A 13,189-nucleotide genomic window follows, 5' to 3' on the forward strand; every position below is an offset into this window, starting at 1 on the left:
GGAGGACTGTCACTTCTGCTCGCAGTCCGGCCTGTTCACCTCGCCGGTACGGTCGGTCTGGCTGGACATCCCCTCGCTGGTCGAGGCGGCCAGGCAGACCGCCGCCACCGGGGCGACCGAGTTCTGCATCGTGGCCGCGGTACGCGGCCCGGACGCCCGGCTGATGACGCAGCTGCGCGAGGGGGTCGCCGCGATCAAGGCCGAGGTCGACATCCAGGTCGCCGCCTCGCTCGGCATGCTCACCCAGGAGCAGGTCGACGAGCTGGTCGAGATGGGTGTGCACCGCTACAACCACAACCTGGAGACCTGCCGGTCGTACTTCCCGAACGTGGTCACCACGCACTCCTGGGAGGAGCGGTGGGAGACCCTGCGGATGGTCCGCGAATCCGGCATGGAGGTCTGCTGCGGCGGCATCCTCGGCCTCGGTGAGACGGTGGAGCAGCGGGCGGAGTTCGCCGCGCAGCTGGCCGAGCTGGACCCGCACGAGGTCCCGTTGAACTTCCTCAACCCCCGACCCGGCACCCCGCTCGGCGACCGCCCGGTGGTGGAGGGCAAGGACGCGCTGCGGGCCATCGCCGCGTTCCGGCTGGCCATGCCGCGCACCATTCTGCGGTACGCGGGCGGCCGGGAAATCACCCTGGGTGACCTCGGTACCCGTGACGGGCTGCTCGGCGGCATCAACGCCGTGATCGTCGGCAACTACCTGACCACCCTCGGTCGGCCGGCGACCGAGGATCTCAAGCTGCTCGACGAGCTGAAGATGCCGGTCAAGGCGCTCTCGGCGACCCTGTGATGCCGACCGCCGACCGCGAGCAGGCCGGGCCGGCGGTGGGGTCCTGGTGCGACCGGTGTGGGGAGGCCGCGTCGGCGGGGCCGCACGCCGGTTGCGCGGCGGCCCGGGCGTTGGAGCCACCCCGGTACTGCCCGCACTGCCGCCGCCGGATGAAGGTGCAGGTGCTGCCGGTCGGCTGGGCGGCGGTCTGCGTCGCGCACGGCGAACGGCGAGGCTGAGCACGATGCTGCGGGGAGAGGTCGTCACCCTGCGGCCGGCGGCGGCCACCGATGTGGCGAGGCTCGCGGCGATCCGGGCCGAACCGGAGGTACGCCGCTGGTGGCGCGGCGGCGACGACCTGGTCGCCGCCGTCGAGGCGGATCTCGCCGACGAAACCCTGTCGGTGTACGCGATCGAGCACGACGGCCGGGTCGTCGGCGCGATCCAGTCGTACGCCGAGGACGATCCGGACTACCGGCACGCCAGCGTCGACATCTTCCTCGACCCGTCGGTACGCGGCGCCGGGCTGGGCGGGGACGCCATCCGCACCCTGATCCGCCATCTGATCGACGCCCACGGCCACCACCGCTTCACCATCGACCCGGCGGCGGCGAACACCGCCGCGATCCGGGCGTACGCGAAGGTCGGCTTCCGGCCGGTCGGCATCCTGCGCCGCTACGAGCGCGGCGACGACGGCCGTTGGCACGACGGTCTGCTGATGGACCTGCTCGCCGACGACCTGCGCTGAACCGCACCTCGCCGCCGGCTGGCGACCAGACGCGTCAGGAGGCGGTGCAGGTGGCGCCGTTGAGGGTGAAGGTCGACGGTCTGGGGTTGCTGCCGGTGTGCGTACCGTTGAAGCCGATGCCGGCCGACGCGCCCGGCGCCAGGGTGCGGTTGTAGGACAGGTTGGTCGCGGTCACCGCCGTACCGCTCTGCTGGAAGGTGGCTCCCCAGCCCTGGCCGACCCGCTGCCCGGTGCCGGGGAAGGTGAACGCCAACGTCCAGCCGTCGACCGCCGCCGTGCCGGTGTTGGTGATCGTGATGTTCGCGGTGAAGCCGGTACCCCAGTCGTTGGTGCCGTAGGAAACCCGACAGGGCGAGGCCGGCAGCGGCGCGGAGGTGGTCACCGTCACCCGCTCCGAGGGCGGCGAGACGTTGCCCGCGGCGTCGATCGCCACCACGTAGAAGTAGTACGGGATCTGCGGCTCCAGCTCCGTCGCCTCGTACGTCGTGTCGGTGACCGTGTCGAGCAGGACGTCGACCAGGGCCGGCCCACGGTAGACCCGGTACCCGGTCACGCCCACGTTGTCGGTCGACGGGGCCCAGGTGAGCGTCGCCCCGGTCGCAGTGATCGCCGATGCCGTCAGCGAACCGGGCGCGGTCGGCGGGACCGTGTCCCCGGTGTCGGTGAACGGTGTGGTCACGGTCAGTTTCGCCGACCACGGGGAGCGGTTGCCGGCCTGGTCGATGGCCTGCACCTGGATCTCGTAGGTGCGGGTTGGCGAGAGCGTGACCACCAGCGAGTTGGTCGTGGCGAAGGAGTACGAGTACACGTCACCGCCGACCATGTAGACGCTGACCTGGTAGCGGTCGATCCCGCTGCCGGTGTCGGTGGAGGCCGCCCAGGTCAGGCTCGCCGACCGGGAGGTGACCTCGGTCGCCACCGGGGTGCCCGGGGTGCTCGGCGGGGTGGTGTCGCCGGCTGCCGGCGTGGGCTCGGCGCCCCACACCACCGCCCCGCCGGAGTAGAGCGGCACCGTCGGGTTGGGCCCGGTGGTCGCCTGGTACGACGGGTCGTTGCTCGGATCCCAGGTGCCGCCCTCGGGCACCCCGACCTTGAACTGCACCTCCATCCGGTGCGGCGACTGCCCGGCGGGGGCGATGGTGTGCCCGGTGCAGTCGACCTCGACGTACCAGAGGTCGCCGCCGGCCTGCCGGGCGGTGGTGGGTGCCGGGCAGCCCTGCGTGTAGCCGGGGGTCACCTGCACCGGTCCGGTGCCGTCGGGGCGGAAGTAGTAGCGGAACGTCGCGTCGGTCAGCGCGCGGGCCGGGAAGGCCGACTTGTTGTAGATGATCGCCTTGATCGCGGTGGCCCGAGGCTCGTTCTGCATGATCGTGGTCTCCACGGTCAGCTCGTCGATGTCGGGCTGTTCGGGCACCGGGAAGTTGGCCAGCGGAGTGCCGCCGTACTCCTGGGTCAGCCGGGCCAGCGCGGAGGTGAAGCCGGCGTTGTAGTCGGTGGCGACCTCGTTCATGACGTAGTCCGAGCGGCTGTCGGTGTACGCGTCGTTCGGCGCGGACGGGCCGCCGACCAGCGCGCCGTAGAGGGTGTGCCGGGTCTCGGTGGGCACGGTCATGCTGTCCCACCATGAGCCGTGCGCGGTGCGGTGATGCGGATTCCTCGGCGGGTTCGCGCCGAAGCCGATGACGTAGCTGGAGTTGCGCGGGTTGTCGCCGAGCGCATAGTTGATCTGCCGGACGGCGAAGTCGTGGTAGCGGGCCTTGCGGGTCGCGTCGGTGATGTTGTCGCTGTAGACCAGCGCGGCGAACGCGGTGTTGGCGGCGTAGCGCAGGGCGCCCCACGAGTCGAGCACGGCCATCCCGCCGGGCGAGTACCGGACCCGTTCCCCGTCGACGCCGACCGTCCAGAAGTCGAGCCACCGGTTGGCGTCGTCGACGTACTTCTGCTTGCCGGTCAGGTTCGCCAGCAGCACGTACGCCCCGAACTGCTTGTTGTCCCAGGCGACCGTCCACTTGTAGGAACGGGTGGAGGTCTGCGGTTCGGTGCCGAGTTGGTCGTACTCGCTCTCCGCCTTGGCCAGGTACGCCGCCTCGCCGGTGGCCCGGTACAGCCAGATCGCGCCCCACACCAGCTCGTCCTGCCACCCGCTCCAGGAGCGGTAGAAGTTCGTCGCGTCGGTGATGCACTCGTGATAGCTCCTGCGTACCGTGTCGGCGAACGTGTAGAGCTGCCGCGCGTGGGTCAGCAGCCTGTCGGCGTACGCGGCGTCGGTGGGCCGGAAGACCATGGACGACGCGGCCAACGCCGCCGCCGTCTCCCCCGCCAGGTCCGCGCCGCCACAGCTCGCATCGATCTTGTACGCGGGCCGCGCCATCGGCATCACCTCGGCCGGCCCCCACCACTTGTGGTCGTCGCCCCGACCCACCTGTCCATAGAGGACGTTCGGTGACGGGTGCGCCTTGACGAAGTAGTCGTTGACGAAACGCAGATTGTTCAGCAGGTGGGTCAGCTGACCGGAGGCGGCGTACCCGGACCGGTACTCCACCGCACCCCAGGCGAGCATGGTGGCGCTGAAGGCCATCGGAAAGCCGAACTTGACGTGGTCGCCGGCGTCGTACCAGCCACCGGTGAGGTCGACCCCCACGTCGGCGCCGTCGCGCAGTGCGGAGTCGCCGCGCCACGACACCCGATTCCACTCCGGTAGCGTCCCGGACTGCTGCGCCTCGTAGAACAGCAGCGACTTCTGCAACGCCTCCGCGTAGTTGAACGCCGGCGCGACAGCGGGCTGGGCCCCGTCGGATCCGCCCCCGCCGACCGGCCCGGCGGCGGCGCCGGTCGCGGGTACGCCGAGCGCGAGCGCGAGCCCGGCGGCCAGCGCCGTGACGACGGCCAGCAGTCGGCGCGGCCAGGGCTGGTCGGGGCGGCGAGGCCAGGGCTGATCGGCCCGGCGAGGCTGGTCCGCCCGGCGAGGCTGGTCGGCGCGGCGAGGCTGGTCGGCGCGGCGGAGCCGGGGCCACGGTTGGTCGGCACGACGCGGCCAGGGCTGGTCCGGGCGATGGTTCGGTCGGTGCCGGTTGGCGCGGGCGCGGCGCGGCCGTGGGTGGTGATGCATGCGACTGCTCCTGTCGATGCGTGGCGGGCAGCATCGACCAGACGCGTGGGCGCGTCGGAGTGGACGGCTGCCGACGGAGGTGGCGGTGCGAGGTGGCTTCAACAGGAGCGGGAGCGCTCCCATGGATACCCAGCAATGTAATGCCCGAGTCACCGCTTGTGAAGAGCCACGCCACCGGCCCCCGGCACACCAGGCCGCACACGCCGGAACGTACGCCACACAGGGGCACGCGTCCCGCCGCACGAGCAAATCTTGGACAGTTGCCGTTCCGCGCTAACGGCACGCCCGGTTGGGCTTGCTGATCGTTTGCCGCCGAGTGACTCGACGCGCCGCTGTGCGAGTCACTCAACCGCAAACGATCGTCCACGGACCAGTCCCCGGCCAAGCGATGGGCAGGGCTCCCGCACCGGGGGCCCTGCCCACCTCACCGTCCTCCGCACCGGAGGACGGTCGTCTGATCCGCCGACCAACCCGCCCTCAGCCGCTGGTCTCGGCCGGTGCCGGCACCTGGGCGGCCAGGGGCATGGTCATGGTCAGCAGGGCACCGTCCCGCTCGATCGTGGTCGGCCGGGACAGTCGGCGCAGCGTACGCAGCATCGGTGCGTTGTCCGCCTGGACGTGCAGCACCAGCGCCGCGTAACCGGCCGACTCGGCCTGCCGGGTGAGCCGGCGCAGCAGCGTCGAGCCCAGCCCGCGCCGCTGCCAGTCGTCGCGCACCAGCAGCGCCAGCTCGGCCTCGTCGCCCTCGGCGAGCAGGTTGGCCATCGCGACGACCGACTCCGCCGCCCCGCCGGAGCCGGTCGTCGCGGCGATCAGGGTCAGCCCACGGACCGGCTCCAGCAGCCGGCGCAGGCGGGCCGGGGAGGGTTGGCCCGCACCTCCCAGGTAACGACGCTGCCGGCTGGCCGCCGAACAGGCCTGGTGCAGCTCGACCACCGACGTCAGGTCGTCCGCGACGGCGGGGCGTACGATCAGCTCGGCACCGTCCGGCAGAACCACGGTGACCTGCTCGGTGCTGCGACGGGCCGCCGTGGCACCCAGCTCCAGCAGCGCCTGCGCCCGGGCGTACTCCGCCGGGGTGAAGCTCGGCGCGACCCGGCGCAGCAGATACGACCCGCCGTTGGGATCGGCCAGCGACATGGTCAGATCGTCGATCCCCGGGCGGGCGGCGGCGGGTGCGGGCCGCCAGGTCACCTCGTCGGCGCCGAGCAGGGCCCGGAGCACCTCGCCGGTCGCGTCCGGGTCGTGCACCAGCCGGGTGGCCAGCCCGAGCACCCGGGTGGGCTGGTCGGCCAAACCACGCGCCTCACTGCGTGCCACCCAACAGTCCCGACCCCGCCCCCGCTCGACGGCGGCGAGGAGATCCGCCTCGTCGAGAGTGTCCGGCGCGTCGACGAGGAAGTCGTCGACGGCACCGCGCTCGGTGGTGTGCACCTGCACGGTGAGGATGTTGACTCCGCGCAACGCGAGGCTCGCCGTGAGCACCGACAGGTAGCCCGGCCGGTCGTCCACGGTGGCTCGGATCCGCCACAGCGTCATCGTTGCCTCCCTTCCCGTGCCACCCTCGCCTGCCGCTGTTGCCAGCCGGTTGCCCCACCATGTCCAGCCGTGACCAGCCGTGCGGTCTGCGTCACAGCTGGGGCCCGGTCACGGGTTCGCGCTGACCGGTGGGGTGCCGACCAGGTCCAGCCGGTCACCGAGGATCACCGCGCTGGCCCGGACCAGCTGAGCGAGCCGATCCACCTCGGTGGAGTGGAACGCGGCGGGCGCCAGGGTCTCGCTGTGCTCGCGGCAGACCACCAGGACCAGCCCGGCCCGACCGAACGGCGCGACCGCGAAGTGGCCGCCGTCGGGCATGGTCATCGACCGGGCGCGCAGCGGGGTCACCTCCGGCAACTGCGGCGGTACGGGCGTACGCCAGCTGGCGTGCCCCACCGTCGCGCCGCCGCCTCCGCTGCGGGAGGCCCAGTCGACGGGCACCATGGCGGCCACCGCCCACTCGGCGGCGAGCAGCCCCGGCACCGCGTCGACCAGGGTGGCCAGCCCGTCGACCGGGTTGCCGGCGACCTGTGCCAGCAGCTCGGCGTCCTGGCCGGTGGTGGTGGGCGCGCCGATCGCCCGCCACACGCCGTCCACCCGCACTCCGGGGATCGCCGCCAGGCCCGCCAACAGCCGCTCCACCCGGGCGGCGCCCGGCCAGACCACGGTGAAGTCGTCGACCGCCCGGCCGCCGAGGCGTTCCAGCACGACCACCTGGACGATGTCCGCGCCCGACACCCCGAGGGTGCGCGCCACCTGGCCGAGCGTGCCCGGGCGGTCCGGCAGGGTGACCCGCACGCGCAACAACATCTCTAACCCCTCCGCTCGGCGGGCCGGCACGGTGGCCGACAGGCTGATCCCCAGCCTGTCAGATGACCATTTCGTCCCTGTTGCGGTGGCATGACCCGAGGGTCAAACCTGACCTTGACACCCCGCCCGAGCTGCTGAGATCGCGACATGCGGGCAGATAGCGCCGCTGGTCGGGCCGACAGCCCGAGGCGCCGCAAGCCGTGACCGGCCCGGCGGCCGAGGGGTCAGGCGGAGGCGCGCTCGACGAACTGGGTGTCCAGGACGATGTGTGGCGCGGGGATCTCGTCGCCCCGGATCCGGGCGACCAGCAGCCGCGCCATCTGCCGCCCCATCTCCTCGGTGGGCTGGAACACCGACGACAACGGCGGGTCGGCCTGCCGGGCGATCGGCGCGTCCTCGAAGCCGACCACGGCCACGTCCTCCGGCACCCGGCGCCCCGCCTCGCGCAGCGTCCGCAACGCGCCGAAGGCCATCAGGTCGGCGGCGACGAAGACCGCGTCCAGGTCGGGACAGCGGTCCAGCAACTGCCGCATGGCCGTCGCCCCGCTCTCCTCGCTGAAGTCGCCGTACGCGATCAGATCGGGGTTGACGCCGAACCCGGCGGTGCGTACCGCATCCCGGTACCCGGACAACCGGGCCAGGCCGGCGCCCATGTCCTGCGACCCGGCGATGGTGGCGATGCGCCGCCGCCCCCGTCCGGCGAGGTACTCCACGGCCTGCCGCGCCCCACCGGCGTTGTCGATGTCGACGAACGAGGCGGGCTGCGCGTCGGGGTGCAGCATCCGCGCGGGACGGCCACCGAGCACGGTGGGCAGGCCGCGCTCCTCCAGCAGGGTGGGCAGCGGATCGGCATCGTGCAACGACAGCAGCAGCACCCCGTCGACGTGCTGGTTGGTCAGGTGGTGCTCGACCCGTTCCCGCTCCAGCGGCGACTGCGCCATGGCCAGCCAGAGCTGCAACGGCGTCTCCAGCAGGGCGGAGCTGATCCCCCGGACGATGCCGGCGAAGAACGGCTCGGCGAAGATCCGCTCGCCGGACTCGCTGACCACCAGGGCCACCGAGTCGGTCCGCTGGGTGACCAGTGCCCGGGCGGCGCGGTTCGGCACGTACCCCAGCTCGGCGATGGCCTGCTGGACGGCGGCCCGGGCCTCCGGACTCACCTGGGGGGAGCCGTTGACCACGCGGGAGACCGTGCCGCGGCCGACACCGGCGCGGGCGGCGACCGCGTCGAGGGTCGGGCGCCCGAGCGACCGGGTGCGCTGCGTTGTCATCGTCTGCTCCTCCGACGTCAGGCGGCCCCGGCACCTGCTTCAGCGTCGGTGCCGGGCCGCCCGTTACTGGCTGGCCGTCGCCCTATTGTGCGGCCAGACCGTTGCGTCGGATCACCTCCGCGTACCACCTGGCGCTGGACTTGGGGATACGGGTCTGGCTGTCGTAGTCGATGTAGATCATGCCGAACCGCTTGGTGTAACCCCAGGCCCACTCGAAATTATCCATCAGCGACCAGGCGAAGTATCCCCGCAGGGGGACGCCCGCGCTGATCGCCTCGTGCGAGGCGCGCAGGTGGGCCTCGAAGTAGGCCAGCCGGTCGGCGTCGTCGACCTGACCGTCGACCACCACGTCGACGAAGGCCGACCCGTTCTCCGTCACGTACAGCGGCAGGTCCGTGTACTCCTCGTGCACCCGGCGCAGCGTCTCCAGCAGACCCGGGGAGTCGATCTCCCAGCCCATGTCGGTGACCGGCACCCCCCGGGTGACGAATCGGACGTCCTCGCTACCCGGCCAGCTGGACGACGCCCGCCAGTAGGGTTCCGGCTTCTCCCCGGGCACCGGTGCGGCCACCACGTGCCGGCTGTAGTAGTTGACCCCGACCAGGTCCAGCGGCGTGGCGATGGTGGCCAGATCCCCGTCGTGGACGTGCTCGAAGTCGGTCACCTTGGCCAGGTCGGCGACCAGGTCGGCGGGGTAGCTTCCGCGCAGCAGCGGGTCGAGGAAGAACCGGTTGGCCAGCCCGTCGATGCGTCGCGCGGCGTCCACGTCACCCGGCGCGTCGGTGGCCGGGGTCACCGGGTACAGGTTGACGGTCACCCCGAGCTGCGGGCCGGGCCGGGCCGCGCGCAGCGCCTGCACGGCGAGCCCGTGCCCGAGCATCAGGTGGTGCCCGGCGCGGACCGCGTCCGCCCCGGCGCGGCGGCCGGGGGCGTGCACCCCGGAGCCGTAGCCAAGGAAGGCGGAGCACCAGGGCTCGTTGAGCGTGGTCCAGTACTTCACCCGGTCGCCCAGCGCGTCCGCCACCAGCTGGCTGTAGTCGGCGAACCGGTAAGCGGTGTCCCGAGCCGGCCAGCCACCGGCGTCCTCCAGCTCCTGGGGCAGGTCCCAGTGGTAGAGGGTGAGCCAGGGCTCGATCCCGTTGGCCAGCAGCTCGTCGACCAGCCGCCGGTAGAAGTCGAGCCCCTCGGCGTTCGCCGGGCCCGACCCGCCCGGCTGCACCCGGGGCCAGGAAACCGAGAAACGGTACGACTTCAACCCCAGCTCGGCCATCAGGCGAACGTCCTCGCCGAGCCGGTGGTAGTGGTCGCAGGCGACGTCGCCGGTGTGCCCGGCGACCGTCCGGCCCTCGGTGTGGCTGAAGGTGTCCCAGATCGACGGGGTCCGGCCGCCCTCGGCCGCCGCGCCCTCGATCTGGTACGCGGCGGTCGCCGCACCCCAGAGAAAGCCGGGTGGGAAGGTCAGCGGCGCGTCTTCGTCCAGGACGCCGACGGCGGGCGGGGTGGCGGGGTTACTCACGACTTGACTGCACCTTCCATGATCCCGCCGATGATCTGGCGGCCGAACAGAATGAAGACCAGGACCAGTGGCAGGGTGCCGACCGCCGTGGCGGCGAAGACCTGGGAGTAGTCGGTGTAGTAGGCGTACGACAGGAAGGAGAGCGAGACCTGCAGGGTCGGGTTCTCCGGGGTGAGGATCGCGTACGGCCAGAGGAACGAGTTCCAGTTCTCCATGAAGGTCAACAGACCCAGCACGCCGGCGGCCGGACGCAACGCGGGCAGCACGATGTTCCAGTAGATCCGGAAGGTGCTGGCGCCGTCGACCCGGCCGGCCTCGATCAGTTCGTCGGAGATCGCCTGGCTGGCGTACTGCCGCATCATGAACACGCCGAAGCCGGTGACCAGGAACGGCACGGTGACCGCGTAGAGGGTGCCATGCCAGTCGAGCTCCTGCATCATGCCCCAGAGCGGGATGAGGCCCATCTGGGTCGGGATCATCATGGTGACGATGATCGCCAGCAGCAGGATGTTGCGGCCCCGGAATCGCAGCTTCGCGAAGGCGAAGCCGGCCAGCGAGCCGGTGAGCACCACCGACACGGTGACCACCGAGGAGACGATGATCGAGTTCGTCAGGCCGGTGAGGAAGTTGGCCGCGTCGTTGTCGAGCACCCGCCCGAAGTTGTCGCCGAAGGCACTTCCGGGGGTGAACGGCGGCGGCACGTCGTTGATGGCGTCCAGGGTGCGGCTGCCGATCACCAGCATGTAGTAGAAGGGGTAGATCGACAACAGGGCCGCCAGGACGAGGGCCATGTAGGTCAATGGACTGGTGCGCCACAGGCGCTGGGAAGCCGAGAACACAGACCTCTCCTCACTTGGCCGCGCGGCGGACGAGAACGAAGTTGAGCAGCGACATCAAGACGATGATCATGAAGATCGCCCAGGCCACCGCGGCCCCGTAGCCTGCGGTGCTCAGGTTGTCGATGCCCTTCTCGTACATGTACATGGCCAGGGTCTGGAACTCCCGCTGATTGCCACCGAGGATGCGCCCGTTGGCGAAGAGCAGCGGCTCGGTGAAGAGCTGCATGCCGCCGATCGTGGAGAGGATGACCACGAAGATGAAGGTGGGCTTGAGCATCGGCAGGGTGATCCGCCAGAACTGCCGCCACTGACTGGCGCCGTCGATCGCGGCCGCCTCGTACAGGTCCTTCGGGATGGCCTGCATGCCGGCGAGCAGGATCAGGGTGTTGTAGCCGGTCCACCGCCAGTTGACCATGGTGGCGATCGCCGTCCAGGAACTCCACCGCTGCGCCCGCCAGTCGATCTGGTCCACCCCGACGAAGCTGAGCAGCCAGTTGAACAGGCCGAACTCGCGCTGGAACAGCATGCCGAAGACGATCGCCACCGCAGCCACCGAGACCACGTTCGGGACGAAGATGGCCATCCGGAAGAAGGTCTTGGCGCGCAGCAGCGTGCGGTTGAGCAGGTTCGCCAGGAAGAGCGCCAGCAGCAGCTGCGGGATGGTCGACAGGGCGAAGATGCCGAAGGTGTTGACCAGCGCGTTCCAGAAGTACTCGTCGGAGACCAGCTGGGTGTAGTTGTCGAATCCGATGAACGAGTGATCGCCGATCATGTCCCAGTCGTGCAGCGACATCCAGGCGGTGCGCAGCATCGGGTACAGCCCGAACACGCCGAAGATCAGGAAGAACGGCGCGATGTAGAGGTACGGCGAGTACTTGAGATCCAGGCGGTTGAGCAGGTACCCGCGACGACGCCGGGGCGCAGCATCGGGTGGTGGTGGTGCTGGCGACGGCGGCGCCGTCGTGGCCGACAGACTCATGCTGTTTTCCTTTTCCGGCGAGGCCGGGGGCCCTCGCGCAGGGGCAACCCAGAAGGGGACCGACCGGTGGCGTCCGGGTAGTCCCCGAACGCCACCGGTTGGGAATCACTCAGAAGGCGCCCTGAACACCGGCGTCCTTCACGAACTGCTCCCAGGCCTTGTCCTTGCTGGCCTGCCCGTTCTCGAACGACCGCAGGGCCGGCTCGAGCGCGTTCTCCTTCACCGCCTGGTGCTTCGGGCCCAGGTGCACCGGCTCGATCTTGCTGACGCTCTCGCCGAAGATCTTGCCGGTCGGCGCGTTGCTGAAGTACTCGTTGGTGTAGCTGAGGAACGCCTCGTTCTGCAGCGCCTCCAGGCTGGTGGGCAGCGGGCCCTTGAGCTTGAAGGCCTCCACCTGGCTGGTGGCGTTGGTCAGGAACTCGGCGAGCTTCGCCGCCTCCTTCTGGTGCGCGCTCTGCTCCGGCACGGCCAGCCAGGAGCCGCCCCAGTTGCCGCCGCCACCCGGCACGGCCGCCACGTCCCACTTGCCCTTGTTGGCCTCACCGGAGTTGTCCGCCACGATGCCGAGCATCCAGGACGGGCAGAAGGTCGCCGCGAAGGTGCCCTGCTTGAAACCGCCCGACCACTCGGGCGACCAGGTCGCCGTCTTGGCGGAGATGTCCGCCATCGAGGTCGCGGTCTCCCAGGCCGCCTTCACCGCGGGGCTGCTGTCCGCGATGATGTTGTTCTCCTTGTCGTAGAACAGGTCGCTGCCCTGCTGAAAGAGCACGCCGTTGGAGACGGCGGTGATCGAGTCGATGAAGTTCTTGCCGGTGGCCTGCTTGTACTTCTGGCCGGCCGCGTGGAAGCCGCTCCACTCCGGCCAGAGCGCCGACACCTCGTCCCGCTCGGTGGGCAGGCCGGCCGCCCCGAACAGGTCCTTGCGGTAGCAGACGGCGAGGCTGCCGACGTCGGTCGGCAGACCGATCAGCCGCCCGTCCGGCGCCTTGCCCAGCTCCCACTTCCAGGGGAGATACTCGGTGGAGTGGTCGTCGACCAGCGGAGTCAGGTCCACCCAGTTGCGCGGGTTGGCCTTGAACTCGTTGAGGATGCCCTCCTCCAGGGCGGTCACATCGGCCGCGCCCTTGCCGGTGGCCAGGTAGCGGACCAGCTTGGGCCGGTAGTCGCCGAGCTGGGCGGTCTTGCGCAGCTCGACCTTGATGCCGGTCTGCTGCTCGTACTGCTTGACGAGCTCGTCGTAGCCGAACTCGCCGAAGGTGTCGACGACGAGCTTGGCGGGCTTGCCGTCCGCGGTCGTCGTGTCGTCGTCGTTGCCGCAGGCCGCGAGAACACCGCTGGCGGTGACCGCGGCCAGGGCGATCGCCGCCATGCGGGTACGCCGCGTGGTGAGGCTCATCCTGACCCCTCTTTCGGTGGTGAGGCTTCGTTTACGTGTGGTGGGGGGTGCCGCAGCGCCTGCCGGCGTCGACTCGGACAGCCGGCGTCGGCGCCCCGGATGGCGGGAACTGTGATCCACGCCTCTTGGGAACGCTCCCATGAGATTGCCGGGAGGTGTCAGGAGTGTCAATAGTCCGATGGGAGCGATCCCAGATCGTTACCGCGAAAA

11 protein-coding genes are annotated in these 13,189 nt (G+C 70.7%); 3 read left to right on the forward strand and 8 right to left on the reverse strand.

The window, feature by feature from the left end; all coding sequences use genetic code 11:
• From bioB to O7615_RS00015, 3 genes are all read left to right on the forward strand, one after another.
• The coding region (gene bioB, locus O7615_RS00005; RefSeq protein WP_278175036.1) for a biotin synthase BioB at positions 1-793 on the forward strand (793 nt) is incomplete at its 5' end.
• Positions 793-1,011 (forward strand): hypothetical protein, encoded by a 219-nt coding sequence (locus O7615_RS00010; protein WP_278175037.1) that lies wholly within the window; start codon positions 793-795, stop codon positions 1,009-1,011. The genes bioB and O7615_RS00010, both read left to right, overlap by 1 nt.
• A gap of 5 nt (positions 1,012-1,016) precedes the next feature.
• On the forward strand, positions 1,017-1,520 hold the full coding sequence (locus O7615_RS00015) for a GNAT family protein (RefSeq protein WP_278175038.1): 504 nt from the start codon (positions 1,017-1,019) through the stop codon (positions 1,518-1,520).
• 34 nt (positions 1,521-1,554) lie between these two features.
• Here the strand turns inward: O7615_RS00015 and O7615_RS00020 are convergent, their stop codons facing one another.
• From O7615_RS00020 to O7615_RS00055, 8 genes are all read right to left on the reverse strand, one after another.
• Positions 1,555-4,629, reverse strand: coding sequence for a glycoside hydrolase family 9 protein (locus O7615_RS00020; RefSeq protein WP_278175039.1), 3,075 nt, complete (start codon positions 4,627-4,629; stop codon positions 1,555-1,557).
• Between the two features lie 477 nt (positions 4,630-5,106).
• Positions 5,107-6,168 carry a GNAT family N-acetyltransferase gene (locus O7615_RS00025; protein ID WP_278175040.1) on the reverse strand — a complete coding sequence of 354 codons (1,062 nt, stop codon included), beginning with the start codon at positions 6,166-6,168 and terminating at the stop codon, positions 5,107-5,109.
• Between the two features lie 108 nt (positions 6,169-6,276).
• The gene (locus tag O7615_RS00030) at positions 6,277-6,978 is read right to left on the reverse strand and encodes an amino acid-binding protein (RefSeq protein ID WP_278175041.1); all 702 of its coding nucleotides are present in this window, start codon (positions 6,976-6,978) and stop codon (positions 6,277-6,279) included.
• 224 nt (positions 6,979-7,202) lie between these two features.
• Entirely contained in the window at positions 7,203-8,249 is a 1,047-nt protein-coding gene (locus O7615_RS00035) for a LacI family DNA-binding transcriptional regulator (protein WP_278175042.1), read from the reverse strand.
• 82 nt (positions 8,250-8,331) lie between these two features.
• On the reverse strand, positions 8,332-9,765 hold the full coding sequence (locus tag O7615_RS00040; RefSeq protein WP_278175043.1) for a GH1 family beta-glucosidase: 1,434 nt from the start codon (positions 9,763-9,765) through the stop codon (positions 8,332-8,334).
• Positions 9,762-10,604 (reverse strand): carbohydrate ABC transporter permease, encoded by an 843-nt coding sequence (locus O7615_RS00045; protein WP_278175044.1) that lies wholly within the window; start codon positions 10,602-10,604, stop codon positions 9,762-9,764. The genes O7615_RS00040 and O7615_RS00045 overlap by 4 nt, the downstream gene beginning before the upstream one ends.
• Positions 10,605-10,614: 10 nt before the next feature.
• Complete coding sequence (locus O7615_RS00050; protein WP_278175045.1) at positions 10,615-11,583, reverse strand: sugar ABC transporter permease; 969 nt, start codon at positions 11,581-11,583, stop codon at positions 10,615-10,617.
• A gap of 109 nt (positions 11,584-11,692) precedes the next feature.
• Positions 11,693-12,979, reverse strand: coding sequence for an extracellular solute-binding protein (locus O7615_RS00055; protein WP_278175046.1), 1,287 nt, complete (start codon positions 12,977-12,979; stop codon positions 11,693-11,695).
• Between the last annotated feature and the right edge of the window lie 210 nt (positions 12,980-13,189).

The organism is Micromonospora sp. WMMD1082 (assembly GCF_029626175.1).
Taxonomy (GTDB): Bacteria; Actinomycetota; Actinomycetes; order Mycobacteriales; family Micromonosporaceae; genus Micromonospora.

Coding starts and splice junctions, on each gene's coding strand:
- O7615_RS00055 (WP_278175046.1), bottom strand. CDS start 12,979: ATGAGCCTCACCACGCGGCGTACCCGCATGGCGGCGATCGCCCTGGCC.
- O7615_RS00030 (WP_278175041.1), bottom strand. CDS start 6,978: ATGTTGTTGCGCGTGCGGGTCACCCTGCCGGACCGCCCGGGCACGCTC.
- O7615_RS00020 (WP_278175039.1), bottom strand. CDS start 4,629: ATGCATCACCACCCACGGCCGCGCCGCGCCCGCGCCAACCGGCACCGA.
- O7615_RS00025 (WP_278175040.1), bottom strand. CDS start 6,168: ATGACGCTGTGGCGGATCCGAGCCACCGTGGACGACCGGCCGGGCTAC.
- O7615_RS00035 (WP_278175042.1), bottom strand. CDS start 8,249: ATGACAACGCAGCGCACCCGGTCGCTCGGGCGCCCGACCCTCGACGCG.
- O7615_RS00015 (WP_278175038.1), top strand. CDS start 1,017: ATGCTGCGGGGAGAGGTCGTCACCCTGCGGCCGGCGGCGGCCACCGAT.
- O7615_RS00010 (WP_278175037.1), top strand. CDS start 793: ATGCCGACCGCCGACCGCGAGCAGGCCGGGCCGGCGGTGGGGTCCTGG.
- O7615_RS00050 (WP_278175045.1), bottom strand. CDS start 11,583: ATGAGTCTGTCGGCCACGACGGCGCCGCCGTCGCCAGCACCACCACCA.